The 26,878-nt window shown below is 50.2% G+C and carries 27 protein-coding genes, 1 tRNA gene and 1 pseudogene; 19 read left to right on the top strand and 10 right to left on the bottom strand.

The genetic code is table 11. From position 1 onward, the window contains the following. Positions 1-12: 12 nt before the first annotated feature. Positions 13-1,416, bottom strand: a complete 1,404-nt coding sequence (locus L6472_RS01405) for a sodium:alanine symporter family protein (protein ID WP_237806530.1) — start codon at positions 1,414-1,416, stop codon at positions 13-15. A 108-nt stretch (positions 1,417-1,524) separates the two neighbouring features. Here L6472_RS01405 and proB point away from each other — a divergent pair. The 7 genes and pseudogenes from proB to L6472_RS01370 all read left to right on the top strand — a co-directional run. Next, positions 1,525-2,286, top strand: a pseudogene (gene proB, locus L6472_RS01400) (glutamate 5-kinase); the annotation flags it as partial. Positions 2,287-2,290: 4 nt separating this feature from the next. Then, entirely contained in the window at positions 2,291-3,532 is a 1,242-nt protein-coding gene (locus L6472_RS01395; RefSeq protein WP_237806528.1) for a glutamate-5-semialdehyde dehydrogenase, read from the top strand. A gap of 307 nt (positions 3,533-3,839) precedes the next feature. Then, on the top strand, positions 3,840-4,187 hold the full coding sequence (locus L6472_RS01390) for a P-II family nitrogen regulator (RefSeq protein WP_237806526.1): 348 nt from the start codon (positions 3,840-3,842) through the stop codon (positions 4,185-4,187). A 125-nt stretch (positions 4,188-4,312) separates the two neighbouring features. Next, positions 4,313-5,566 (top strand): ammonium transporter, encoded by a 1,254-nt coding sequence (locus L6472_RS01385; protein ID WP_237806524.1) that lies wholly within the window; start codon positions 4,313-4,315, stop codon positions 5,564-5,566. 11 nt (positions 5,567-5,577) lie between these two features. Further along, positions 5,578-6,282 carry a hypothetical protein gene (locus tag L6472_RS01380; RefSeq protein ID WP_237806522.1) on the top strand — a complete coding sequence of 235 codons (705 nt, stop codon included), beginning with the start codon at positions 5,578-5,580 and terminating at the stop codon, positions 6,280-6,282. Between the two features lie 121 nt (positions 6,283-6,403). Then, a complete protein-coding gene (locus L6472_RS01375; protein WP_237806519.1) occupies positions 6,404-7,372 on the top strand; it encodes an N-acetylornithine carbamoyltransferase in 969 nt (322 codons plus the stop codon). After that, the gene (locus tag L6472_RS01370) at positions 7,372-8,364 is read left to right on the top strand and encodes a TerC family protein (RefSeq protein ID WP_237806517.1); all 993 of its coding nucleotides are present in this window, start codon (positions 7,372-7,374) and stop codon (positions 8,362-8,364) included. The genes L6472_RS01375 and L6472_RS01370 overlap by 1 nt, the downstream gene beginning before the upstream one ends. Here the strand turns inward: L6472_RS01370 and L6472_RS01365 are convergent. Genes L6472_RS01365 through efp form a run of 4 tightly spaced genes read right to left on the bottom strand, consistent with a single transcriptional unit; the run spans position 8,262 to position 12,643 of the window. Then, on the bottom strand, positions 8,262-10,328 hold the full coding sequence (locus L6472_RS01365) for an ATP-binding protein (RefSeq protein WP_237806515.1): 2,067 nt from the start codon (positions 10,326-10,328) through the stop codon (positions 8,262-8,264). The two genes, L6472_RS01370 and L6472_RS01365, sit on opposite strands and share 103 nt — an antisense overlap. A 40-nt stretch (positions 10,329-10,368) precedes the next feature. Continuing rightward, the gene (gene radC, locus L6472_RS01360; protein WP_237806513.1) at positions 10,369-11,058 is read right to left on the bottom strand and encodes a DNA repair protein RadC; all 690 of its coding nucleotides are present in this window, start codon (positions 11,056-11,058) and stop codon (positions 10,369-10,371) included. Then, complete coding sequence (locus L6472_RS01355; RefSeq protein ID WP_237807950.1) at positions 11,055-12,047, bottom strand: glycosyltransferase; 993 nt, start codon at positions 12,045-12,047, stop codon at positions 11,055-11,057. Before L6472_RS01355 ends, radC begins: the two co-directional genes overlap by 4 nt. A 29-nt stretch (positions 12,048-12,076) precedes the next feature. Continuing rightward, entirely contained in the window at positions 12,077-12,643 is a 567-nt protein-coding gene (gene efp / locus L6472_RS01350; RefSeq protein ID WP_027450623.1) for an elongation factor P, read from the bottom strand. A 182-nt stretch (positions 12,644-12,825) separates the two neighbouring features. Here efp and rpmH point away from each other — a divergent pair, with 182 nt between their 5' ends. The 9 genes from rpmH to L6472_RS01305 all read left to right on the top strand — a co-directional run bounded on the left by rpmH (position 12,826) and on the right by L6472_RS01305 (position 19,272). Further along, positions 12,826-12,981, top strand: coding sequence for a 50S ribosomal protein L34 (gene rpmH, locus L6472_RS01345; protein ID WP_027450624.1), 156 nt, complete (start codon positions 12,826-12,828; stop codon positions 12,979-12,981). A gap of 138 nt (positions 12,982-13,119) precedes the next feature. Beyond that, positions 13,120-13,788: a PASTA domain-containing protein gene (locus tag L6472_RS01340; protein ID WP_237806511.1), complete on the top strand. Its 669-nt coding sequence runs from the start codon at positions 13,120-13,122 to the stop codon at positions 13,786-13,788. 21 nt (positions 13,789-13,809) lie between these two features. Beyond that, positions 13,810-14,880, top strand: a complete 1,071-nt coding sequence (locus tag L6472_RS01335) for an RluA family pseudouridine synthase (protein ID WP_370640902.1) — start codon at positions 13,810-13,812, stop codon at positions 14,878-14,880. A 6-nt stretch (positions 14,881-14,886) separates the two neighbouring features. Continuing rightward, positions 14,887-15,876 (top strand): D-alanine--D-alanine ligase, encoded by a 990-nt coding sequence (locus L6472_RS01330; RefSeq protein WP_237806509.1) that lies wholly within the window; start codon positions 14,887-14,889, stop codon positions 15,874-15,876. A gap of 30 nt (positions 15,877-15,906) precedes the next feature. Beyond that, positions 15,907-17,052: an acyltransferase gene (locus L6472_RS01325; protein ID WP_237806507.1), complete on the top strand. Its 1,146-nt coding sequence runs from the start codon at positions 15,907-15,909 to the stop codon at positions 17,050-17,052. Further along, positions 17,049-17,705 (top strand): NigD-like C-terminal domain-containing protein, encoded by a 657-nt coding sequence (locus L6472_RS01320; protein ID WP_237806504.1) that lies wholly within the window; start codon positions 17,049-17,051, stop codon positions 17,703-17,705. Before L6472_RS01325 ends, L6472_RS01320 begins: the two co-directional genes overlap by 4 nt. Before the next feature lie 22 nt (positions 17,706-17,727). Continuing rightward, positions 17,728-18,048, top strand: coding sequence for a metal-sulfur cluster assembly factor (locus L6472_RS01315; protein ID WP_237806502.1), 321 nt, complete (start codon positions 17,728-17,730; stop codon positions 18,046-18,048). Positions 18,049-18,105: 57 nt separating this feature from the next. Beyond that, positions 18,106-18,471, top strand: coding sequence for a four helix bundle protein (locus L6472_RS01310; protein ID WP_237806500.1), 366 nt, complete (start codon positions 18,106-18,108; stop codon positions 18,469-18,471). A 36-nt stretch (positions 18,472-18,507) separates the two neighbouring features. After that, complete coding sequence (locus tag L6472_RS01305; RefSeq protein WP_237806498.1) at positions 18,508-19,272, top strand: UDP-2,3-diacylglucosamine diphosphatase; 765 nt, start codon at positions 18,508-18,510, stop codon at positions 19,270-19,272. Between the two features lie 236 nt (positions 19,273-19,508). Here L6472_RS01305 and L6472_RS01300 read toward each other — a convergent pair whose 3' ends face one another. The 4 genes from L6472_RS01300 to folP all read right to left on the bottom strand — a co-directional run bounded on the left by L6472_RS01300 (position 19,509) and on the right by folP (position 23,538). Further along, complete coding sequence (locus L6472_RS01300; protein ID WP_027450633.1) at positions 19,509-20,699, bottom strand: acetate kinase; 1,191 nt, start codon at positions 20,697-20,699, stop codon at positions 19,509-19,511. Positions 20,700-20,833: 134 nt separating this feature from the next. Beyond that, the gene (pta, locus tag L6472_RS01295) at positions 20,834-21,844 is read right to left on the bottom strand and encodes a phosphate acetyltransferase (protein WP_237806496.1); all 1,011 of its coding nucleotides are present in this window, start codon (positions 21,842-21,844) and stop codon (positions 20,834-20,836) included. Positions 21,845-21,882: 38 nt separating this feature from the next. Then, entirely contained in the window at positions 21,883-22,662 is a 780-nt protein-coding gene (gene cdaA, locus L6472_RS01290; RefSeq protein ID WP_237806494.1) for a diadenylate cyclase CdaA, read from the bottom strand. 39 nt (positions 22,663-22,701) lie between these two features. After that, entirely contained in the window at positions 22,702-23,538 is an 837-nt protein-coding gene (gene folP, locus L6472_RS01285) for a dihydropteroate synthase (RefSeq protein ID WP_237806492.1), read from the bottom strand. 163 nt (positions 23,539-23,701) lie between these two features. Between folP and L6472_RS01280 the strand changes: the two genes are divergently transcribed. The 3 genes from L6472_RS01280 (at position 23,702) to L6472_RS01270 (ending at position 26,064) form a co-directional block, all read left to right on the top strand. Continuing rightward, positions 23,702-24,355: a hypothetical protein gene (locus tag L6472_RS01280; RefSeq protein ID WP_237806490.1), complete on the top strand. Its 654-nt coding sequence runs from the start codon at positions 23,702-23,704 to the stop codon at positions 24,353-24,355. A gap of 221 nt (positions 24,356-24,576) precedes the next feature. Beyond that, entirely contained in the window at positions 24,577-25,914 is a 1,338-nt protein-coding gene (gene murF / locus L6472_RS01275) for a UDP-N-acetylmuramoyl-tripeptide--D-alanyl-D-alanine ligase (RefSeq protein WP_237806488.1), read from the top strand. Between the two features lie 77 nt (positions 25,915-25,991). Further along, positions 25,992-26,064: transfer RNA gene (locus tag L6472_RS01270), tRNA-Pro, on the top strand. A gap of 51 nt (positions 26,065-26,115) precedes the next feature. Here L6472_RS01270 and L6472_RS01265 read toward each other — a convergent pair. Then, a complete protein-coding gene (locus tag L6472_RS01265) occupies positions 26,116-26,790 on the bottom strand; it encodes an ABC transporter ATP-binding protein (RefSeq protein ID WP_237806486.1) in 675 nt (224 codons plus the stop codon). Positions 26,791-26,878: the final 88 nt, after the last annotated feature.

The following is a 26,878-nucleotide window of genomic DNA, read 5'->3' as shown; positions in this document are numbered from 1 at the left end:
GTTCCCATTTTTTTATTCCCAACATTCCAACTCTTTCTCTAACTCAGGAAACTGACTGCGATGGAACGCAGGTTCCTTGATACCGCGACGCTTCTGACTGTTGTAGTCATCTAAAAGACGGAAGACATAGCGTCCGAGCAAGACAATGGCAATGAGGTTGCACAATGTCAGGAAAGCCATAAAGAAATCGACAACATTCCACACCAACTCAAAACTGGCCAGTGCTCCAAATAGAACCATCACGCCACCCGAGAAGATGCGATAGGCTGTCATCACCTTGTTGTCGTTGGTGATGAAACGGATATTGGCCTCGCCATAATAATAATTACCGATGATGCTGGAGAAGGCAAAGAGGAAGATGGCCACAGCAACAAACACAGGACCTGCGCTTCCCACCTCCGACTGCAACGCTGACTGGGTCAAGGCGATGCCATTCAGTTCGGAATTGCAATAAAGACCACTGATCAGGATGATGAATGCGGTGCACGAGCATACCAGTAAGGTGTCGGTAAACACACCCAGCGCCTGTATCAGACCTTGCTTTACGGGATGACTGGTGGCTGCCGTGGCTGCCACATTCGGAGCGCTGCCCTCGCCTGCCTCATTGGAAAACAGACCTCGCTTGACGCCATACATAATGGTAGCTCCGATGCCGCCACCTGCTACTTGATGGATACCAAAGGCATCGGCGAGTATCACCTTCATGACAATGGGAATCTTTTCGATATTGGTCACGATGATAAAGACGGCCAATACCACATAGCCTATGGCCATCACAGGGACCAAAACAGAACTCACCTTAGCAATTCGCTGGATGCCACCGAAGACAATCAGCAATGCCATCAACGACAGAGAGATGCCCACCCATAAGGGCGACCATCCAAAAGCTTCCTGCATAGCACAACAAATGGTGTTGGACTGAATGGAATTATTAGAAAGTCCAAACTGGCACGTGATTAGAACGGCAAAGGTGATGGCCATCCATCGCTGGTGCAGTCCATACTGAATATAATAGGCAGGGCCACCAATAAAGGAGTCTTGATGCTTCCTTTTAAACAGTTGGGCAAGTGTTGACTCAACGAAAGCCGTGGCCGCACCAATCAGCGCAATGACCCACATCCAAAACACAGCACCGGGGCCGCCTATGGCTATGGCAGAAGCAACACCCGCCAAATTACCGGTGCCAACACGCGTGGCTACCGACACGGCAAAGGCTTGAAAAGAAGAGATGTGCTTCACACCGCGCGTTGTATCGACTGCTGAGTCGGTCAGCAGGCGTATCATCTCGCCAAGCATACGTAACTGCACAAAACGCGTGCGCCAAGTGAACCACAATCCGCAGCCCACCAAGGCGCCAATTAATACGTAAGTCCAAAGGGCATCGTTAACCTGAGTAATCAGTTGGTTTATATCCATTAGATTATTACTTATTTTTATTCTTTTTCTAAATTACGCTGCAAAATTACAAATATTATTCGTAATTTTGCAGCAGATTGTTATTTTTATTGAGAAAAAGGATACACAATGAAGAGAAGAATCGTTATCAAGGTGGGGTCGAATGCCTTGACACGTCCTGACGGTCGTCTTGACGTGACACGCATGTCGGCACTGGTGGACCAGATAGCCTGGCTGCGCCAACAGGACTTCGAGGTGATATTGGTATCATCAGGAGCCGTAGCCTGCGGACGTCGCGAACTGAAGGCCACCCACGAACTTGACTCGGTGGAGCAGCGCCAGCTGTTTTCTGCATTGGGTCAGGCTAAACTGATAGGTCTATACTACGACCTCTTCCGCGAATACCATATCCATGTAGGACAGGTCCTCACGATGAAAGAGAACTTCAGTCCTGGCGAACAGTATAAGAACCAGCAGGCATGTATGCGTGTGATGTTGGAGAATGGTGTGCTGCCCATTGTCAACGAGAACGACACCGTGAGCGTCACCGAGCTGATGTTCACCGACAATGACGAACTGTCTGGCCTCATCGCCCAAATGATGGAGGCAGACACGTTGATACTCTTGTCGAACATTGACGGCATCTACACGGGCAACCCCAACGACCCCCAGTCGCAACTGATCAAGGAGGTGATTCCTGGCAGCGACCTCTCACAGTATATTCAGGCCGAAAAAAGCTCAGCCGGACGTGGCGGCATGCAGTCGAAATATGCCACGGCCTCGAAAATCCAAGCAGCAGGCATACGTGTCATTATTGCCAACGGCAAGCGCGACAACATCCTCATCAACCTCATCGAAGATTCAATCCACACCCCTCATACCGAATTCTTAGTCCATGCAACTCACTGACACTTTCAAACGAGTGAAGCAAGCCAGCAAACGACTGGGGCTGCTCACCGACGAACAACGTAACGAGATACTTCTGGCCGTCAGCAAGGCTATTGTGAAACAGCAACAGCGCATCTTGGAGGCCAACGCGAAGGACCTGAGCAAGATGGAGAAATCAAACCCGCTCTACGACCGTCTGCAACTGACGGAGAGCAGATTGGAGGCCATAGCTGCCGACATGCGCAACGTGGCCACACTGCCATCGCCACTGGGACATGTGACCAAAGCCAAGACACTGCCCAACGGCTTGCGGCTGTGCCGTGTGTCGGTGCCCTTCGGAGTGATTGGCATGATCTACGAAGCACGTCCGAACGTGACGTTTGATGTTTTCTCACTCTGTTTCAAAAGTGGCAATGCCTGCGTTCTGAAAGGCGGCAAAGATGCCGACTGCAGCAACCGAGAGGAGGTGGCACTGATTCATGAAGTGCTTGAGCAATACGGCATCTCAAAAGATGTAGTAGCTCTGCTGCCTGCCACTCACGAGGCTACGGGGGAGATGTTGAACGCCGTGGGCTACATAGACCTGTGCATACCACGCGGTGGCAGAAAACTTATCGACTTCGTACGCGACACGGCTCGCGTGCCCGTCATTGAGACTGGTGCCGGTGTAGTGAACACCTACTTTGACAAAGACGGTGATTTGGAGATGGGACGCGCCATCGTCAACAATGCGAAGACACGTCGTGTCAGTGTGTGCAATGCACTAGACTGCCTGCTTATACACAGCGAGAGACTCTGCGACCTGGCCCATCTGGTTGAGCCATTAGCAGAGAAAAAGGTCATCATCTATGCCGACCAGCAGGCTCATGCCGCGCTTGAAGGGCACTATCCCTATCTGGAGCATGCCACAGAAGAGAGCTTCGGCACCGAGTTTATGGACTATAAGATGGCCATCAAGACCGTTGCCTCGATAGAAGAGGCCCTGGAACACATCGACAACAACGGGTCGGGGCATAGCGAATGCATCATCACAAAGGATGAAAAGGCCGCACGAATGTTTCAGGCTCATGTTGACGCTGCATGCGTCTATTGGAATGCACCAACCTCATTCACAGACGGTGCGCAGTTCGGACTGGGGGCAGAGATAGGCATCTCAACCCAGAAATTGGGCCCACGCGGCCCCATGGCCTTGGAAGAAATCACCACCTACAAGTGGCTCATCGAAGGCGAAGGACAGATAAGAGCTTAGTCAAAGCAACGATATTCCGACAGTAAAGTGCCGCCAAACGCCGTGGATAGTACCCCTGTTCACGGCGTTTGGCGGCTATTTACATTAAACTATAAGCTACAACCGTCTAAAAAACAACAAACTGAAAGTATTTTAGTTGTTTTACTTACGTTTTGATAGTAAATCACAAAACAAAGATTCGTTTTGCACAAACCTCAGCATTCTTTCTGTCAAAATGAATTAATTTTGCATCCGAAAGCTTTCATATTGAACTCCCTGAAAGCGGGGACTAATTATTAATAATAAAGTAAAAAAAGAGAATTGAGTTATGAAAAGGATTGAAGCTATTATCCGAAAGACGAAGTTCGAAGACTTGAAAGAGGCGCTGCTACAATCAGACATTGACTGGTTTGAATACCACAATGTGCATGGCATCGGGCAAAGTCGCGAAGAGAGGATCTATCGTGGAGTACAGTATTCAACCGACGTGATTGAGCGCGTAGCACTGACCATTGTCTGTCGCGACCAATTCGTAGCCCCCACTGTAAAGGTGATTCTGCAGGTAGCTCACACAGGCGAAGTTGGCGATGGGCGTATTTTCGTCAGCGAAGTACTGGACACATGGAGCATCCGCACAGGCGAAAATGGCGACACAGTGCTGAGAGACAAGAAATAGGAACCTCCCCCCGCCCCCTCCCAAGGAGGGGAAGAAAGCAAAAGAGGACAATAATAATCAAAAACCAGATACCTCCGTACAGGTTCCCCCTCCTTGGGAGGGGGTTAGGGGGAGGTTATAGAATTATGAACGAAATAGGATTATCACTTGACACCGTATGGATGCTGTTAGCAGCCATGCTTGTATTTTGGATGCAGCCAGGATTTGCGCTGTGCGAGGCGGGCTTCACCCGAGGTAAAAACACAGCAAACATTCTGATGAAGAACTTTGTGGACTTTATGTTTGGCTCATTGCTGTTCTTCTTTATCGGTTTTGGTTTTATGTTTGGCAGCGATGGTGCTGGCTTTGTAGGCATACCCAACTGGGGCGACCTCTCTTTCTATAAAGGCGACTTGCCCGTAGAGGGCTTCTTGATGTTCGAAACGGTCTTCTGTGCCACCGCGGCAACGATTGTGAGCGGTGCAATGGCCGAACGTACCAAGTTCTCGATGTACCTGATCTACAGTGCAGTCATTTCGCTTATCATCTACCCCATCGAAGGTCATTGGACCTGGGGCGGAGGTTGGTTGTGCAGTGATGCTGCCGACAGTTTTATGATGACCACCTTTGGTGACGTGTTTCACGACTTTGCCGGCTCTGCCATCGTGCACAGCGTTGGTGGTGTACTGGCTCTGATTGGCGCCATTGCACTGGGGCCACGCATCGGCAAATACACCAAAGAGGGTAAGAGTCGTGCCATTCCCGGCCACAATCTGGCCATGGCGGCACTGGGTGTCTTCATCCTCTGGCTGGGATGGTTTGGTTTCAACCCTGGTTCTCAGCTGGCAGCCAGCGGCGAGGTGAACCGTGTTGCCATCTCGCATGTATTCCTGACCACCAACCTTGCTGCCGTCTCTGGCGGTATGGCCACCATGTTTGTGACTTGGTTCAAATATGGCAAGCCATCACTGTCACTGACTCTGAACGGCGTCTTGGCTGGCTTGGTAGGCATCACTGCCGGTTGCGACGTTGTTTCGCCCATAGGTTCAGTCGTCATTGGTCTGGTGTGTGGCGCTGTTCTGGTCTATGCCATCGAGTTTATTGATCACAAGTTGCACATTGACGACCCCGTCGGCGCCTCATCGGTTCATGGAGTTTGCGGCATCCTTGGCACCGTCATGACAGGCTTATTCTCTACCACCGCCGGTGTCTTCTATGGTCATGGCTTTGGCTTTTTGGGCGCACAGGTATTCGGAGTGCTGGTCATTGACCTCTGGGCTGCAGTCTGCGGTGTGGCACTATTCTATGGCATCAAAAAGCTACACGGCCTGCGCGTGAACGCTCGCATCGAGGAAGAAGGACTGGACATCTACGAACACGGCGAATACTGCTATAACTAAACAGATAAGACATGAGAACATCCATCATTATCGCAATGAGCATGATGCTTGGTAGCACGGCTTTTGCACAAGAGAAGTTAGAAACGACGGTGAGTAGCGATATCGTAAGCAGTTACATCTGGCGCGGTCAGGATCTGGGCAGTGTGTCTGCACAGCCAGCACTGGGCGTGAGCTATAAGGGATTGTCGCTGACAGCATGGAGCAGCGTGGGACTGAGCCAGCCCGACGACACCAAAGAGTTTGACCTGACTTTGGGTTATACACTGGGCAGGCTGAACATAGGCATCACAGACTACTGGTTTAACGACGGACTGGACCCACTTAACAGATACTTTAGATATGACGCCCACAGCACAAACCACCTTTTTGAAGCAAACATAGGCTATGACTTTGGAGTAGCCTCGGTGCAGTGGTTCATGAACTTTGCGGGCAACGACGGTGCGAAGAAGGACGGCAAACGAGCCTATAGCAGCTATCTGGAGTTTGCTGTACCTTTCAAAATTGCCATGGTTGACTGGACTGCTACGGCAGGTGCCGTCCCCTTCGCCACCACGTTTTACGGTACTTCTGGATTTGCCATTACTAACCTTTCACTGCGTGCAACAAAAGCGATTGACGTGACCCCTTCCTTTACGATTCCTGTGTTTGCCCAGGTCACGGCCAATCCTTGCAGCCAGAAAGCCTTTCTGGCATTTGGGATAACATTACACCCCTAAGGAAACAAGCGTGTTTCTTTTATTATTCTCAACTATTATTTGGTGCTGACGAAATTATTTAGTAATTTTGCCAGCACTTTAATATTAAAACTGTACACGCATAAGAACGAAACAAAGAACGATGAAAAGCTTTATTAACGTACAAGACATCGGCCCTCTGGAGAAAGCCCTGGCCGAAGCATTTGAAATCAAGAACGACCGCTATAAGTATCAGCATCTGGGCAAAAACAAAACCCTGATGATGATCTTTTTCAATAATAGTCTGCGCACTCGACTCTCAACACAGAAGGCTGCCATGAACTTGGGCATGAACGTGATTGTGCTTGACGTGAATGCAGGCGCCTGGAAACTGGAGACTGAGCGTGGTGTCATCATGGATGGCGACAAGAGCGAACACCTGTTGGAGGCAATTCCCGTCATGGGATGCTACTGCGACGTGATCGGCGTACGCTCGTTTGCCGGTCTGACAGACCGTGAATACGACTATGCAGAGACCGTGCTGCAACAGTTTATCAAGTATAGCGGCAAGCCCGTGTTTGCCATGGAGACAGCCACCGTTCATCCTTTGCAGGCCTTTGCCGACCTCATCACCATTAAGGAGCATGCCGAAAACAAGAAGCCAAAGGTAGTCCTCACATGGGCTCCTCACTGCCGTGCTTTGCCACAGGCCGTGCCCAACAGCTTCGCAGAATGGATGAACGCTGCCGAAGATGTGGACTTGGTCATCACCCACCCCAAGGGCTACGAGCTCGATCCTAAATTCGTGGGCAACGCTCGTGTGGAGTACGACCAAAAGAAGGCCTTCGAAGGTGCTGACTTTATCTATGCCAAGAACTGGTCTAACCCTGGCGTAACCAACCCGGCTGACTATGGTAAGATTACCTGTGAGGACCGCTCATGGACAGTAGATACTGAGCACATGTCGTGGACCAACAATGGTAAGTTCATGCATTGCCTGCCCGTTCGTCGCAACCTGATTGTCACAGACGATGTCATTGAGAGTCCGAACTCACTGGTCATTCCCGAGGCAGCCAACCGTGAAATTAGTTGTTCGGTAGTTTTAAAACGAATACTTGAATCACTATCATAATGGAACTATTACCACTTTGGGCGTGGATTGTTTTCTACGTTCTTGTATTTGTCATGCTGATTGCCGACCTGAAGATGTTCGGCAAAAAAGGAGAACATGAAGTAAGCATCAAAGAAGCACTGAAGATGACAGCCATCTGGATTGGCGTGTCGCTTGTCTTCTGTGCAGGCATCTATGCGTTCTATCCAGTAGATGCCCACGAGAAAGCAACAGAATTTCTGGCAGGTTACCTGATAGAGAAATCGCTATCTATGGACAATCTGTTTGTGTTCCTAATGCTCTTTTCTTTTTTTGGCATTGAACGCAAATACCAACATGAGGTACTTTTCTGGGGAATCTTTGGTGCGTTAGTATTGCGCAGCATCTTTATCTTTGCCGGTGCAGCCGTTGTTGAACGCTTTGAATGGGTACTGGGACTCTTCGGACTGTTCCTACTCTATACGGGCGCAAAGATGTTTTCGCACAACGACGAACAGCAAAGCGACCCTTCGCAAAACATCGTAGTCAGACTGTTTAAGAAGTTCTTCCCCGTGACTACCAAGATGCACGGTGATAAGTTCTTTATCAAAGAAGGCACTAAGCGACTGGCTACGCCACTGTTTATCACCTTGCTGGTCATCGAGACGACCGATGTGGCATTCGCTGTCGATTCCATCCCTGCCGTCTTCTCGGTCAGTCGTGATCCGTTCATTGTACTCACCTCAAACATCTTCGCCATTTTAGGACTGCGTGCACTCTATTTTGCACTGGCTGCCGTGGCCCAATATTTCACCTATCTGAAATACGGTTTGGGCGTCATCCTTATCTTTGTCGGCGTCAAGATGTTGCTCGCCATGAACGAATACATCAATCAAATATTTGCATGGATAGGAATTGAACTCAACATGCCTCACATCGAAGTACCTACTACTTGGTCATTGGCATTCATCTTCGGGGTGCTTGTGCTGTCGATGGCAGGCAGTTTCATGACAAAACGCGCACCACGCTCATAGCTTGTATCAAGCACTACATCGCCGCCAAGTCGGCGTGCTATGGAACGGGCAACGGTCAGACCGATGCCCGTTCCTTCGTAATATCCATCCAGTTGCACGAACTCTTCGAAAATTCGTTCTGCTTCGGTAACAGGAACACCAATGCCAGTATCCTCAACAACAAACTGAAGTCCATTTTCATACGCATCGATTTTCAGCAAGACAGTACCCTCTTTGGTAAACTTCTGGGCATTGTCTAACAACAAAGACAAGGCACGTGTGGCCTGTTTCAGATTGGTCCGAAGCTGGATATTCTTTACATTCGGGTCTGCCACTATATCAAATGCCACATGACGAGCCTGCGACATACGAGCATCCTGACTGGCTTGCAGCGCTATCTGCATGGCGTTCACATCGTCGTTGCACTCAATGATAGCCTGACTGCTGGCGTCACTCAACTCCAGCATCTTATTGACAAGCCCCGTAATGCGATCGGTGCTCTCGATGATACGCGCATGAATTTCCGCCTTTGTGGTTTCATCAAGATTCATACCCGACGAGGTTATCACCTGTGTGAATCCGGAAAGGATGTTCAATGGGGTACGAATCTCATGAGACACCTGACGAATGAACAGCGATTTCATCTTTGAAGACTCGCCAGCTCGCATGTTGGCCAACTGCAACTGCTGGTTGCTGTGTTCCAGTTTCTCGTTGCTTTCCTGCAGCAACGCATGCTCACGACGGAGACGAACCGCAGCACGATGGCGCAAGAAGATAAACAGTAACAAGGCAAAAACAATCAGTATCGCGATGCCCATCCAGAAACGAGACCGTTCCAACTGGCTCTGGATTTTCAGTTCATCGACCTTATAAAGCGTGTTCAACTCGTCAAGCTGCAGACGCATCTCACGCGTGTAAGTGGAGTCTTTAGCCAAATACAGGTCATAAAAGAGCTCGGAAGCCTCTTTGTAACGGCCCATCATCTGTAATGCCTGACCACGTAAAAAGTCAATATTGCCACCTGCATTCAGGTCCATATGCTGAATACTGTCGATGTATTGTAACGCCTCGTGCGGCTTACCTGCCGCCAACGCCCAACGGGTATGCGTATAGTATATGCGATACAACCCCAAGGGCGTACCACTTTTCGACTGCAACTGACTGGCTTTCAGAAGTATCTGCTGAGCCTCATCAATATGTTTCAATCCCGCCAATGCCGAAGTCTTGTTACACAGACAGGCTATATAGGTCGCATAATGTATCTCTGGAAGCGAACTCTTCTGACTGAGACGTTGCTTCACACACTGCTCCCACTCATTGGCCACACTCAGCACGCCCTCATAGTCGTGCGACGCATCAAGCGTCTGACAAAGGTAATCGTAAACAGTGGTCAGCACCTCCACTCGCCCATCGCTTTCCTTCAACTGCGCAATACACTTACGAAACACCTCGGCAGCCTGCGCATATTGACCCATGCCTTCATAGACTACGCCCATCAACTGATAGGCAACAGAACGGCCATAGTTCTTGTCGCGTGTCTGTGCATCGTCCAACATCTTATATGCTTCGCGCAATGCCGTCTGAATACGGCCCGAATATAAATAGACACAGGCTTTGCTATCCCACGTATCATAGTAGTTATTCCAAAAGCCATGCGAAGCAAACCAATTCATCTGCTCCGGCGCTTCAGCCAGCAACATGCTGTCCAAGGCACAGTTTGTCAGCACAGCAATGCGACTCCATCGCGCCTTGTCTTCTTCACCGGCATTTCCGCGGTTCTGTTCGTAAGCAATCCACTCGTTGGTACATTCGAGCATGGCTTTCACATCATGGCCGCTGCTGAGCAACTGCGACATCTGCAAATAGGCCTTTGAACGCTCGTCATAATCCAAAGTGGGGATAACCTGACGCAATGAGTCAACAGTGCCTGCTTTCACTGAAAGCGACAGGCACAAACATAACAGCGTTAACTTCACGAACCTCATAACTGTTTAGTATATGGTTAATAATTTCTTTCTATCGACACTACAACCTACCCTCTTCGCGATAAGAGTAGTAGATGCCATCAGCAACGATGACATGATCGGCAAAATGGATGCGCATCAGCTGACAAGCCTTACAGATCGTCTCTGTCAGCGCATCATCCTGTCTGCTGGGACGAATGCTCCCGCTGGGATGGTTATGACAGACGGCTATGATGGTGGCATTCGACAGGACGGCCTCACGCATGATGATGCGCACATCCACGCTCACCTCACTGATACCACCATGGGCGATGCGCACTTTCTTGATAAGCCGGAAGTTCTGGTTCATCAACAATACCCAGAACTCCTCCACATCCAGATCCTGCATCACTGGGTGCATGTGGTTATAGATACATGTTGCCGTACCCAGGTCAGGCCGTTCCTCGGCAGTCTCCAACTGACGGCGTTTTCCCAGTTCGCAGGCCGCCATGATTGTGATGGCCTTAGCAGGACCGATGCCCTTGAACTGACATAAATCGCTGACAGACTTCTTGCCTAAGGTGTTCAAGTTGTTGTTGCACTCGTTGAGAATACGTTTCATCAGCGACACAGCATCCTCCTCTGAAGAGCCCGAGCCAACAAGAATAGCCAACAGTTCGGCATCACTCAGTGCCTGAGGGCCCAACCGTTCCATTTTTTCGCGTGGTCGGTCTTCCTCCGCCCACTGGTTAATGTTCAGTTTATGATTCATTTATAAAACGTCTCATCAAAAGCAGAGAACTCGTTTCTTTTTAAGATACAGCGCTTCCACCACGACTCTATGAATCCTAATCCGTAGCCCATCAGCTGAACGAAGGCTGCAGGAATACTCAGCATGCCCACTCGTAGGCTCCTATTAGCAATGGCAGAATCCAGACAAAGAAGCAACGCATAAAGAAACAAAGGCAGCAACGACCACCCACTTGTCCATGGTGCCAAGAGCAGCAAGGCAATGGTTCCAACGGTGAACACCGTGGGCAGCAGATGCACCAGCTTCATTGTTCCTGGATGTCTTTTCTCAAGATTAACGCGTGCAATGCCGCTGTTATAGACCTGACGAAAGAACTTTCTGAAATCAGTACGACGCTTGTGCCAAACCCATGCTGCGGGCAGTAAGCGCGTCTTAAACCCTGCCTCTACAATACGATACGAGAAGTCAATGTCCTCGCCAAAACGCATCTTCGAAAAGCCACCCAACTGCTGATAGACATTGCGACGGATTCCCATATTATAGGAGCGGGGAAAAAATTTGTCAAGTTTTGTTTTCCCACCACGGATGCCTCCGGTGGTGAAGAAAGAGGTCATTGAATAAGATATGGCCTTCTGAACAGGTGTAAACGATGGATGGGCGGCATCGGGGCCTCCCCATGCATCGCAATCCAGATGTGCAAGTTCATCGTCCACAGCCTTCAGATAGTTATCTGGCAACACCACGTCACTATCCAAGACAATCAGCCAGTCGCCGTGAGCACGAGCTGCGCCATAGTTACGACTCTGGCCTGGACCACTATTGTCTTTGTAGTAATAAAACAAATCAAGGATGCCTGCGTACTGATCGCAGACATCCTTGCATGTAACGTTCGAACCATCCTCCACCACGACAACCTCAAAATCTTTCATCTCTTGATGACTGAGGCTATCCAACAATTCACCAACCTCATCGGGACGGTTAAAGACAGGGACGATGATTGAATACTTCAATTTTTCAATATTCAATTATTCTATTTTTCTTACTCCTTAGCGCGAGCCAGGTAAGAACCATCGCGGGTATCTACCTGAATCAGGTCGCCCTCATTGATAAACAGAGGAACACGCACCTCAACACCAGTCTCGAGTGTAGCGGGTTTCAGGGTGTTGGTTGCAGTATCGCCCTTAATGCCGGGCTCTGAGTGAGTCACACGAAGAATGGTCTTCACAGGCATTTCAGCATAGAGGATTGTACCATCGGTTGTGTCAGAAACAACCTCCACGATGTCGCTCTCCTTCATATACTCGTGACCGATTACCAGCTCGTTGTCAATGGGAATCTGCTCGAAGGTCTCCTGGTTCATGAAGATACGACCAGAGTTGTCCTCATAAAGATACTGATAAGGACGACGCTCAATGATGACGTCCTCCAGTTTTTCACCGATGTTGAAACGACGCTCCAACACACGACCATCACTTACGTTCTTCAGTTTGATGATCATAATGGTGTTTCCCTTACCTGGCTTGCGATGCTGGAAATCAATGCAAACCCAGATGCTACCGTCCATACGAATGGCGGTGCCTTTCTTAATGTCTTGTGAGTTAATCATAAAAATTATAATGTATAATATTAATTTCCGGCTGCAAAGTTACGAAAAAAAGTGAAAAGTGAAAAGTGAAAAGTGAAAAAAATAGCATTTAACTTGCGCAATTAAAAATATTTATGTAATTTTGCAGCCCAAATCGAGACGATTTCGAGGAAATAAGTACTAATAAATAAAGAATCATTGCAATGAAAAGAACATTTCAACCCCACAACCGTCGCCGCGTGAACAAGCATGGTTTCCGTGAGCGCATGGCCACCAAGAATGGACGTCGCGTGCTCGCTTCACGTCGCGCCAAGGGCCGTAAGAAGTTGACCGTTTCTGACGAGAACCACGGAAAATAAATTCCACTTGTCACAAACAGAAAGCATAAATGGGATGAGCCGAGAGGTCTCATCCCATTTTATTTTTTCATTTTACTTGCAAGATTCATAGAATCTTTCTATCTTTGCATTCAAATAAGGAGAACAGAACACATAGAAATGAATTTCAAAGAGATAAAAGAAAAGCTCAAAGCACCTATCATCTGGGGCAACCTGTTAGCAGTCTTTATCACCATCATTGCGCTGTTCATTGCATTGATCTGCTGGCTGAATGCCTACACACACCACGGTGATGGCTTCGAGATGCCCGACCTCTATGGTGTCAACTACCTGAAAGCACAGAGCGACCTTGAGGAGAATGGCCTTTTGTTGGTTGTCAACGACTCAAGCTACAATAAAGCGCTGCCCAGCGGTTGCATCCTCACGCAACAACCAGAGAAAGGCATGAAGGTCAAACAAGGACGCATTGTCTATGTGACCATCAACTCGTTGACCATGCCCCGCGTTGCCATCCCCGACCTTATAGATAATAGCAGCTATCGCGAGGCAGAAGCCAAATTGGCTGCTCTCGACTTCAAGATGCTACCTCCAAAACTGATTGACGGAGAGAAGGACTGGGTCTATGGCATCCAGCACGACGGTCACAACCTCTCTGCAGGCGACATGGTGGCCAAAGAGTCGCAATTGGTACTGGTTATCGGCAACGGTTCTTTAGGCGAGCGCGACGATATGGGCAGTTGGGACAGCCCCGACAGCTCGCATGTCAAATCATCAAGCAATGATGTTTCGAACGATGAAGTCGATGATTTTCTTGAAGTATTTGAATAAACAAAGCATAGCACATTGAGCATAGACAACTATATCAACGAGGACGAGGAACTTGACCTTTTAGAAGGTGGAAGTGAAGAGACCGACGATCAACAGCTTTACGAGCACATGCGCTTAGAGGTTGACCGTGGACAAGTTCCCCTGCGCATCGATAAATACCTCACAGAGCATACCCAGCATTCCAGCCGCAATCGCATCCAGCAAGCGGCTGATGCTGGTTTTTTGTTTGTCAACGACCGTCCTGTCAAGAGCAACTACAAGGTGCGCTCGGGCGACATCATCACCTTGATGCTCAACAGGCCTCATTACGACACCACCATCGAGCCAGAGGAGATTCCGCTGGATGTACGTTACGAGGATGACGACCTGATAGTCATCCACAAACCTGCGGGCATGGTGGTGCACCCTGGTTGCGGCAATTTTCACGGCACACTGGTCAACGCCATCGCCTGGCATCTGCGCAATCTGCCCTCCTACGACCCTAACGACCCGCAGGTAGGACTGGTACATCGCATCGACAAAGACACCAGCGGTCTGCTGGTGGTTGCCAAGACTCCCGAGGCCAAGTCGCATCTCGGCAAGCAGTTCTTCAATCACGACACCCACCGCTCGTACAATGCGCTGGTATGGGGCAACTTCGTAGAAGACGAAGGGCGCATAGAGGGCAACATCGGTCGCGACCCGAAAGACCGTCAGCGCATGGCAGTCTTTCCACCCGACTCCGAGATAGGCAAGCCTGCCGTTACCCACTACCGCGTACTGGAACGCTACGGCTACACCACACTGGTGGAATGTCGTCTAGAGACAGGTCGCACCCACCAGATTCGTGCCCACATGAAGCACATCGGTCATCCGCTGTTCTCTGACGAACGCTATGGTGGCTGCGAGATTCTGCGTGGCGAACGCACAGCATCCTACAAGGCTTTCATTTCCAACTGTTTCAAGCTTTGTCCGCGCCAAGCCCTACACGCCCGTACGCTTGGTTTTGTCCATCCCCGCACGGGACAGCAAATGGACTTCACCAGCGACTGGCCTCAAGACCTGACAGCAGTAATAGAGAAATGGAGAGGAAGATTAAAAGATAACCAATAATACACTATGCAACAACAAAAACGCACTATTGCCATCGTTTGCGGTGGCGACTCTTCTGAGCACGATGTTTCTCTGCGCTCAGCCCAAGGCCTTTATTCCTTCTTTGACAAAGACCGTTACAACGTATATATCGTTGAGATTAAAGGCACCGACTGGAAGGTGCAGTTGAACGATGGTACCACGACACGCATCAACATGAACGACTTCTCGTTCAAAGAAGACGGCAAGACACGCCTCTTCGACTACGCATACATCACCATCCATGGTACACCTGGCGAGAACGGCATCCTGCAGGGATACTTCGACTTGATTCACCTGCCCTACAGCACCAGCGGTGTACTGGTAGAAGCCATGACCTTCGACAAGTTCGTGCTGAACAACTATCTGCGCGGTTTTGGCGTCAAGGTGGCTGAGAGCGTGTTGGTACGCCGTGGACAGGAGCACGAGGTCAGCAAGAAGGATATCATCGACATTGTAGGCATGCCCTGCTTTGTGAAGCCTGCTAACGACGGTAGTTCCTTCGGTGTTTCCAAGGTTGTCAAGCCCGACCAGTTGGCAGCAGCGATGCGCGTGGCCATGATGGAAAGCGATGAGGTGATGATTGAGCAGTTCCTCGAAGGTACCGAGATCAGCATCGGCTGCTACAAGACCAGAGAGAAGTCTGTTGTTTTACCAGCTACCGAGGTTGTCACCCAGAACGACTTCTTCGACTATAATGCCAAATACAATGGCCAGGTACAGGAGATCACCCCTGCCCGTCTTCCAGAAGAGACCGCCCAGCGTGTGGCTGAGCTCACCAGCACGATCTACGACATCCTGCACTGTAATGGCATCATCCGCATTGACTATATCATCTCTAAGGATCAGAAGATCTCTATGCTCGAAGTCAACACTACACCTGGCATGACTGCCACCAGTTTTATTCCTCAGCAGGTACGTGCTGCAGGTCTTGACATCAAAGATGTGCTGACCGATATCATTGAGAACCAATTCTAAGTAAGAGGTGAGAAGTGAGAAGTAAAAAGTATGATAAGCAACGAGTTTGACGACATACGGCCATACGAGGCTGAAGAGATGAAGCAAGCGTTTGACGACTTGCTCAGCGACCGACAGTTCAACATCATCATGAAGGGCTTTACGCCCTGGTTGCCAAAACTGTTGCGCAATGGCCTGTTGCGTCTCGCATTTACAGGCATCAAGACACCGCTGGATTTTCAGAAACGTTTCATGAAACCTGTGGTGAACTATATCATCCGCAAACATACCGACGGTTGTTTCTTCGACTACAGCCAGATGCCGACAGACAAGCAGCAGCCACGTTTTACCTTCATCAGCAACCACCGTGACATCGTGCTCGACTCTGCTTTTCTCGACGTGAAGCTCATCGAGGCGGGCTATCCCACCACCGTAGAGATTGGTATTGGCGACAACCTGCTCATCTATCCCTGGATCAAACGATTGGTGCGCATGAACAAGGCATTCACCGTGCGCCGTGGCTTGACACCTAAAGAGATGTTACGTTCTAGTCAACTGATGAGCAGCTATATTCATTATGCTGTCCAACAGAAACGCGAGAACATCTGGATTGCCCAGCGCGAAGGTCGTGCCAAGGACTCCAGCGACCACACGCAAGAAGCGGTATTGAAGATGCTGGCCATGGGGGGAGACCTGCGCGAACTGAACATTGTGCCGCTGACCATCAGCTACGAGTTCGACCCTTGCGACTACCTGAAGGCACAGGAGTTCCAACAGAAACGCGACAACCCAGCTTTCAAGAAGAGTAAACAAGACGACCTCGACAACATGAAGACGGGCATCTTTGGCTATAAAGGACGTGTGACGTATCATTGTGGCAAACCCATCAACGAGTGGATTGACGAACTCGAAGGACTCTCCAAACAGGAGTATTATGCCGCCCTCTGTCAGCGCATGGACCAAGCCATCCACCAGGGTTATACACTCTACCCCAGCAACTACGTAGCCCTTGACCTGTTGAATGGTGACACCGCACAGGCCAGCCATTACAACGAGGCCGACCGCCAACGCTTTGAGCAGTATCTTGCCAAGCAACTCGCCAAAATCCATATTCCCAACAAGGATGAAGCCTTCCTGCGCGAAAAAATGCTTATCATGTATGCCAACCCCGTCAAAAACAAAATGACCGCACTATGAAGCCTCTGCCTTTCCTCGCTGTTGCCTTTCTGGCACTTCTATCCTGCACCCAAGATGTTTACGAAAAGGGTGAAGGGACCTACTCTCGCATGCAAGCAGAGATGGTATTGGCGCACGCCAACAGCGACAAGCAGATAGACTATGTGGTGACCGATGAAGACGAACGACTCGTCACCGCCCCACCCTTCACTACTAGTTGGATCACCACGGCCGACTCAACTTATCGTGGCATCTTATACTACAACAAGGGCGAGAAGCTGGCAGAGGCCATCAGTTTCAACAGGGTGACGGTCCTGTCGCCCCGACAGATCAAAGACATCAAGACGGATCCTGTCAAGATTGAGACCTGTTGGGTGAGCACCAACAAGACATACTTAAACCTTGGTGTACGTCTGATGGTAGGCAACACCACCGACACCAAAGCGAAGCACTTGGTCGCTGCCCATCTGGTGGGCAAGCAAACGAACAGCGATGGCACGAAGACCATCCACCTGCAGTTCTATCACGACCAGAACGATGTGCCCTCCTACTACTCACTCCGCACTTATTTCAGTATCCCCTTATCTGACTTTACCGCCGACTCTGTCAGCATCAGCATCAACACCCATGAGGGCATGACAAAATACGTTTTTCCCATGGTTGCTACACAATAGTCATCTATTCACCATTATCAATATGACACAAACAGAAAAAACTCAAATAGAAGAAAGGATTGTTGACGTGTTGAAGACCGTTTACGATCCTGAGATTCCTGTCAACATCTACGATCTGGGCATGATCTACAAGATCGACGTCAGCGAGGAGGCCGCCGTCGATCTCGACATGACGTTCACTGCTCCCAACTGTCCTGCCGCCGACTTCATCCTTGAGGATGTCCGCACCAAGGTAGAAAGTGTCGAAGGTGTGAAGTCTGCTAACATCAACCTCGTCTTCGAGCCTGCATGGGATCAGTCCATGATGAGCGAAGAGGCCAGAGTCGAACTGGGATTTGATTGAGTTGAGAGTTGAGAACTGAGAACTGAGAGATATGATTAGATTTGTAGGACTACCAACATGAAACGGGAAAAAAGTATCTTACTGGAGAAATCCGAAGTTTTTTCGGGTAGAATCGTCAGAATGTATCAATACCTCACATCTCAGAAAAAAGAACTTGTAATGTCGAAGCAAGTCTTACGAAGTGGAACCAGCATAGGAGCAAATATTGCCGAAAGCAGAAACGCTCAGAGTACCGCAGATTTCATACACAAATTAAGTATTGCTCTCAAAGAATCAGACGAGACTTTATTTTGGCTAAAAAGTTTATATAACGGAAACTATTTAAATGAAAAGGAATTCGATTCTATACATACTGACGCAGAAGAACTGGTCAAAATGTTGGTCAGTTCTATCAACACGCTCAAAAAGAAGTATCAAATCTAATCATACCTCTCAGTTCTCAACTCTCAGTTCTAAACTATGAAGAATATTTATTTTTTATCCGATGCTCATTTAGGCTCGTGGGCCCTTGACCACCGTCGCATGCAGGAGCGCCGTCTGGTGCGCTTTCTTGACAGTATCAAAGACAAGGCTGGTGCCATCTATCTGTTGGGCGACATGTTCGACTTCTGGTACGAGTATAAGTTTGTAGTGCCACGCGGCTATACGCGTTTTCTTGGCAAGTTGTCTGAGTTGACAGACATGGGCGTGGAAGTCCACTTCTTCACAGGCAATCATGATATCTGGGCTTTCGACTATCTTGAACGCGAGTGCGGTGTCATTCTGCACAAACAGCCACTCACCGTCGAACTCTACGGCAAGATCTTCTATCTGGCACATGGCGACGGTCTGGGCGATCCCGACAAGAAGTTCAAGTTCATCCGTGCGCTGTTCCACAGTCCCATCTGCCAGAGTCTGTTCTCTGCCATCCATCCCCGCTGGGGCATCTGGTTCGGACAGACATGGGCCAAGCACTCGCGCATGAAGCGTCCTAACGGTGAAGAGCCACCATACATGGGCGAGAACCGTGAGCACCTCATTCTCTATACAAAGGAATACATGAAGACGCACCCCAACGTGGATGTCTTCATCTACGGTCATCGTCATATAGAGGTCGATCTGCAGGTCAGTAAGAAGGTGCGCACCATCATCCTCGGCGACTGGATTTCACAGTTCTCCTACGTCGTTTACGACGGCGATCATCTGTTCATGCAACAATATATCGAGGGGGAAAGCGTTGTTTAAATTTAACTGAGAATTGAGAGGTGAGAGGTATGATTAGATTCGAGCGTATCAACCAACGCTGAAAATAATCACACCTCTCACCTCATTTATAATCAGTTCTCAACTAAAAAGTAATCATACCTCTCAGTTCTCAACTCTCAGTTCTCAGTTTAAACCCTCAACTCTCAGTTCTCAACTAAAAAAAGTAATCATACCTCTCAGTTCTCAACTCTCAGTTCTCAGTTTAAACCCTCAGTTTACAGAAGGTTCATTGTGTCTGTGGCAATCATCAGTTCCTCGTCTGTAGGAATAACCACCACCTTTACCTTTGAATCGTCGGCAGAGATGATAGCCTCTTCACCACGCACGTTGTTCTTCTGCTCGTCGAACTTCACGCCCAGGAACTCCAAGCCCTTGCAAACCTCTGAACGCATAGATATCTGGTTCTCACCGACACCAGCAGTGAAGACAATCACATCTACACCACCCATGGCAGCTGCATAAGCACCGATATACTTCTTTATGCGATAGAAGTACATCTGCTGTGCCAACACGGCACGAGGCTCACCAGCCTTGGCAGCGTTCTCTACATCGCGCATATCGCTCGAACCGCCAGTGATACCAGCCACACCGCTCTTCTTGTTCAGCAGGTTGCTCATGCCATCGGCATCCAGGCCGAGCTTCTTCTCAAGGAAGGTCACAGCGCCACCGTCGATGTCGCCAGAGCGTGTGCCCATCACCAGTCCTTCCAATGGTGTCAGACCCATCGAAGTGTCGATACACTTACCATCGAGCACAGCAGCTACCGAGCCGCCATTACCGATATGACAGGTAATCATCTTTGTGCCCTCGGCTTTGATGCCCAGGAACTCGCAGGCGCGGGCTGACACATAACGGTGTGAAGTGCCGTGGAAGCCATAGCGACGCACGCCATACTTCTCGTAGAGCTCGTAGGGGATGGCATACATATAAGCCTTGGCAGGCATGGTCTGGTGGAAGGCGGTGTCAAACACGCCGACCTGTGGCAGACCTGGCATCAGCTCCTTCACAGCGTTCACACCCTTCAGGTTGGCGGGGTTGTGCAGTGGAGCCAGGTCAGAGCACTCCTCGAAGGCCTTCAGCACCTCGTCGGTCAACACTACAGACTGGTTGAACTTCTCGCCACCATGCACCATACGGTGACCTACGGCATCAATCTCGTCGAGACTCTTGATGACACCGATTTCTGGATCGGTCAGCAGAGAGAAGATAAACTTGACGCCCTCGGTATGTTCGGGGATGTCGTGCATAATCTGTTTTTTCTCGCCATTGGCCAGCTTCACCTTGACGAAGGCATTATCCAAACCCACGCGCTCAGCGCCACCGCTGGTCATCACGCTCTTGTCGTCCATATTATACAGGGCGTACTTGATAGACGATGAGCCACAATTCAAAACTAATATCTTCATAATTATCGACCCCCTCCCAGCCTCCCCCTGTATGGGGAGGAGTATTTACCTATAGGAGTTATAGGGGCATTCTTTAAATGATTATTCTAATTGTATCCACTCCCCTCCATACAGGGAGGGGTTGGGGGTGGGTCCTACTTCTTGGCATCCATAGCCTGACAAGCTGTGATAGCCACCATGTAGTAGATGTCCTCTACCGAGCAACCACGCGACAGGTCGTTGACAGGTCGTGCAATACCCTGCAGGATAGGACCGATGGCGATTGCATCACCCAGACGCTGCACCATCTTATAGCCGATGTTGCCCACCTCAAGGTTGGGGAATACCAGCACGTTAGCCTTACCGGCAATGTCAGAACCGGGAGCCTTCTTGGCACCTACACTGGGAACCAAAGCAGCGTCAGCCTGCAACTCACCGTCAATCTTCAGGTCGGGAGCCATTTCCTTAGCCAGACGTGTGGCCTCAACGACCTTGTCAACCACCTCGTGCTTAGCGCTACCCTTAGTAGAAAAGCTCAGCATAGCCACACGGGGCTCAGCAAAGCCAGCCACACTCTTGGCAGTCTGTGCGGTGCACACGGCAATCTGCGAGAGCTGAGCAGCATCGGGCATTGGCGTAACGGCGACGTCGCCAACCACCAGTACGCCATCCTCGCCATACTGTTTCTGCTTGGAGATAAGCAGCAGTCCACCGCTCACGCAGGTGATACCAGGAGCACACTTGATGATCTGCAGCGCAGGACGCAGTGTGTCGCCAGTGGTAGAGAGTGCGCCAGAGATCTGACCATCGGCACCTTCGGTCTTGATAATCATACAGCCCAAGTACAGAGGGTTCTTCACCAACTCACGAGCCTGCTCGATGGTCATGCCCTTCGACTTACGAATTTCGGCTAACTTCTCGGCCAGTTCCTCGCTCTTCTCGTAGTTCTCTGGGTCGATGAGGGTGGCTTTGCCGATGTGTGTCAGCCCCTTCTCCTTTGCCAGAGCCTCTACCTTTGCAGGGTTACCAATCAGAATAATGTCGGCCATGTCCTCTGCCAGAACACGATCGGCTGCACACAGGGTGCGCTCTTCCTCTGCTTCAGGAAGTACGATGCGCTGCTTGTTACTCTTAGCACGCGCCACAATTTGACTTAATAAATCCATGCTTTATTTGTTTTATATTTATTTGTAGATAATGTTTGTTATTCCATTCCCTCGGTCAGCACGGCTTCCAGCTCCTCGGCAGAGAGATGCAGGCGGAACTGTCCGTTGCGGGCGATGGAGATGCCGCCCGTCTCTTCGCTGACCACAATGCACAAGGCATCGCTCTCTTGCGACATGCCCAGGGCGGCACGATGTCTGAGTCCCAGCTCTTTCGGGATGTCCAGATCGTGGCTCACAGGCAGGATACAGGCTGCTGCCCTGATGCGATGGTCGCGCACAATCATGGCGCCATCGTGCAGTGGTGAGTTTTTGAAAAAGATATTTTCTATCAGTCGCTGATTGATTTCAGCGTCAAGTTCCTCACCGGTCGATACCACGTCGTTCAGGGGTGTGGTACGCTCTACCACAATCAGTGCGCCCACCTTTCCCTTGGCCATCGACATACAAGCCATCACGATAGGCATGATGTTCTTTTTCAAATTGGCTTTGTCTGCTTCCTCGCCATGCACAGGCGAGAACAGACGCACAAAACTGCGGATGCGACGATGGGCACCCAGGTTATAGAGGAATTTTCTGATTTCGTCCTGAAACAGCACGATGATGGCAATCACTCCCACACTGACCAAGCGGTCGAGGATGGTGCCCAACAGGCGCATCTGCAACACCTGCGACACGAACAGCCACACCACCACAAAGATGAGCACACCCACAAACACGTTCAGCGAGCGCGACTCACGCATCAGCCTGTAAACATAGTACAAGCCTATGGCTACAAACAGGATGTCGAGGAAATCTTTCAGTCCGAATTCAAAAAACATGTTTTCTTCTTTCGCTTATTTAGTACTTTTATCTCGATGTCATGCGGTGGTGCTTCTCACAATCCTGACGCATTCCACCGCCTCTTTCACATCGTGCACTCGCAGGATAGAGGCGCCCTTCATCAGGGCAATGGTGTTCAGCACGCTGGTGCCGTTCAGGGCGCGGTCGGGTTCTGTGTCCAACAGGCGGTAGATCATTGACTTTCTCGAGATGCCCACCAGCAATGGCAGCTCCATCACCTGCAGCCTCTCCATCTCGCCCATCAGACGGTAGTTGTCCTCCAAGGTCTTTCCAAAGCCGAAGCCGGGATCCAGGATGATGTCTTTCTGCCCCAGGTCGCGCAACTGCTGCACCTTCTTGGCAAAGACCATCAGCGTGTCGTGCAGGTCTTTCTGTACCGACATCAGGATGTAGGGCACCTGCAGACGTGCCACCGTGCGGAAGATCTGTGGCACCTCGCTCGTTTCTGCATCCAACTGTTTGCCAACGATGCCCGTCACGCCGCCTTCCGACACATCGTTGATGATGTCGGCACCCATCTCCTCGACTGCCATGCGAGCCACGGCAGGTCGAAACGTATCTACAGAGACAATGGCATCGGGCACTTCGCGCTTCACAATCTGCAAGGCGCGACGCATCCTCACGAGTTCTTCTTCTTCGGTCACTTCGGCAGCACCGGGACGGGTAGAGAAAGCGCCCACATCGACGAAGGCTGCCCCTTCGTCCACAATCTGGCGCGCGCGCTCAGCTATCTCTTGCTCCGTCTGTTTCCTACTACCGGCAAAGAACGAGTCAGGTGTAGCGTTCAGTATGCCCATCACGCGCGGCTCGCTCAGATCGAGCAGTTGTCCCTTGATATTCAGTGCGTATGCCATCGTAGTATCCTATTTGCCTGCAAAATTACTTAATTATTTGCAATTAACGGCAGGAAATGGAGAAAAATAATGGCTACCAATTAAGAAAGTTTTTCGGATTTCTGTAGCATTTCGAATAAAAAAACAGTATCTTTGCACGACCTTAATAAAAACCATGAACATTATGAGCAAAACAATTCAATTCAGCGTACACCGCAACCCTCTGAAAGATGCCGAGGGAAAAGACACTTTTCAAGTGAGACACGAGAACTTCTACACAGCACGAAGAAAGGATCTGATGCACCATCTGCAGATGCACAACTCGATGAACCCGGAAATGATGGAACTGGCACTGAACGTGCTGTCATCCGAGATTGTGGACTTCCTGACCGACAACAAGCGACTGCATCTGGAGGGCATCGGCACGTTCTCGCTGAAGGTGGGATTCAAAAAACGCTTCGACGAGGATGGCAACGAACTGAAAACGCAGTTCACCAATGCTGCCGACATCACTGGAAACGACGTCGCCATAGAGACCATCAACTTTACTCCCGACAAAGCGCTGCTCGACAAGCTGAACCTAGACGGCTACCACTTCACCAACAAGACAGGACGAGGCAGCGTGGGACACTCGGTTATCTATACCAAAGAGCAGATTATCAGACAGTTGAACATTTATCTGGACGAGCACCAAATTATTACTCGCTCTCAGATGATGCACTACTTTGGCATGACACAACACATGGTTTTGAAATGGCTTGAAGAACTGACCTCTGGCCCCGAAGCCATGCTTACGTGTACAAAAGTGGGCACTACAATGGTGTATAAGCGTAAGTAAAGCAACTCTAAAGTTACGCTTTAGCAACTCACGACTTAAGTCACAAGACCTTTTGACTATAGTCGTGAGATTTTTCGACTTAAGTCGTGAGGTCTTTCGACTTAAGTCGTGAATTAGAAAAGCAGCACTTTACGGTTGGAAAAGTGAAAGAAAAAAGTAAGCAAACGCTTGGTGGTTCGCTTACTTCTTAGTACTTTTGCAGTCAATTATAACAATAAGGTATGGACATTAAGGAACTATACAAGCTATATCAGCAGCATCCGTGCATCACCACGGATAGCCGCGACTGCCCCGAAGGCAGCATCTTCCTGGCGCTGAAAGGCGAGAAGTTCGATGGCAACCTCTATGCAGAGGGCGCCCTGCAGAAGGGGTGTGCCTATGCCATCGTTGACAATCCCGAGGTGGTCAAAGACGACCGTTACATCCTTGTTGACAACTGTCTGCAGACCTTTAAGGACATTGCCCGCGAACATCGTCGCCAGTTCAACATCCCCGTGATCGGCATCACGGGCACCAACGGCAAGACCACCACCAAGGAACTCATCAAGGCAGTGCTCTCTGAGAAGTACAACGTGCTGGCCACCGAGGGCAACTTCAACAACGATGTGGGTGTGCCCAAGACGCTGTTGCGCCTCACCAAGGAGCACGAGATAGCCATCATCGAGATGGGGGCCAGTCATCCCGGCGACATCAAGACGCTGGTAGAGACGGCCGAGCCCACCTGCGGACTCATCACCAACGTAGGCCGCGCCCACCTGCAAGGCTTCGGCTCGTTCGAGGGTGTAGTGAAGACCAAAGGCGAACTCTACGACTATCTGCGCTCGAAAGAAGACGGACTGGTGTTTATCAATGCCGACAACGACTATCTGGTAGATATGCTGACCGACGATATGTGGTGCACGCCCTACTCTACCGACCCCGACAACCAGTATGGCTGTATCTCGGGCGAGGTGCTCAGCTGCGACCCCCTGCTGAAGTTCCGCTGGCGCAAGCCCTTGATGGAACTGGAAGAGACGGGCGCTTCGCAGAAGTGGCACAAGGTGCAGACCAATCTGATTGGCTCTTACAACATAGACAACCTGCTGGCTGCCATCGCCGTGGGCATCAACTTCGGTGTGGACCGCAAGCAGATAGACCACGCCTTGGAGACCTATGTGCCCACCAACAACCGTTCACAACTGGTTGAGACCGAGAGCAACCGCCTCATCGTGGATGCCTACAATGCCAATCCCTCGAGCATGATGGCTGCGCTCGACAACTTCCATACGATGCAGACGAAGGAGGGCGAGGGCAAGATGGCCATCCTTGGCGACATGCGCGAACTGGGAGAAGTCAGCGGCGAGGAGCACCAGAAGATTGTAGATCTGCTGGCAGCCAGCGGACTGGAGAACATCTGGCTGGTGGGCGAGGAGTTTGGAAAGACCCGCACCGACTACCGCAAGTTTGCCGATGTGGAAGCTGTCAAGGCCGAACTGCAGCAGCACAAACCTCAGCATCAGCTCATTCTCATCAAGGGTTCTAACAGCACCAAGCTCTATCAGTTGCCAGAGCTACTCTAAACTTTTCTGGGAAAAATTTGCTGAATCAGCAAAAAAGCAGTAACTTTGCAGCCAGTTTTGGAAAAACTGACAGCAATCGGGATGTAGCGCAGTTGGTAGCGCACTACGTTCGGGACGTAGGGGTCGGGCGTTCGAGTCGCCTCATCCCGACAGCAGAAAGCAAGAAGGTGGTCGATGATTTCGGCCACCTTCTTGCTTTTATCATAGTTTCACATCTGGAACAACCTGTCCGTCCAAGAGGTTCACAATGCGCTGAGCATAGCCCGCATCGCGTTCCGAGTGCGTCACCATGACAATCGTGGTGCCCTCCTGATGCAGCTCGGTGAGCAACTGCATCACCTCCAGACCATTCTTTGAGTCCAGATTACCCGTAGGCTCGTCGGCAAGGATCAACTTAGGGTTCATCACCACCGCACGGGCAATGGCCACACGCTGCTGCTGACCACCACTGAGCTGCTGAGGGAAGTGGTGGGCACGATGGCTGATAGCCATGCGGCGCAGCACTTCCTCAACACGCTGTCTGCGTTCCTTCTTGGGAACACCAAGATATGTTAAAGGCAACTCAACATTCTCTTCTACGTTCAGTTCGTCAATCAGGTTGAAACTCTGGAACACAAAGCCTATCTGACCTTTACGGACCTTGGTGCGCTGGCCCTCTTTCAGCCTACCGACCTCCTCGCCATCAAGATAATAGGTACCACTGGTGGGGTTGTCGAGCAGACCCAATATGTTCAACAGGGTTGACTTGCCACAGCCCGAAGGACCCATAATGGCGACAAACTCTCCTTTCTTCACCTCGAGCGACACGCCGCCCAAGGCCACGGTCTCCACCTCTTCCGTGCGGAACACCTTCTGAATGTTTTCAATCTTAATCATAATCGAGAGACCCACCCCCAGCCCTCCTTGTATGGAGGGGAGCTAATAGCTATGCTGGTAGGCTTATAGGGTCATTTTTTTGTTTATA

The sequence above is a fragment of the Prevotella sp. E13-17 genome, from assembly GCF_022024035.1.
GTDB lineage: Bacteria > Bacteroidota > Bacteroidia > Bacteroidales > Bacteroidaceae > Prevotella.
This window is presented reverse-complemented; position numbering and strand designations above follow the sequence as displayed.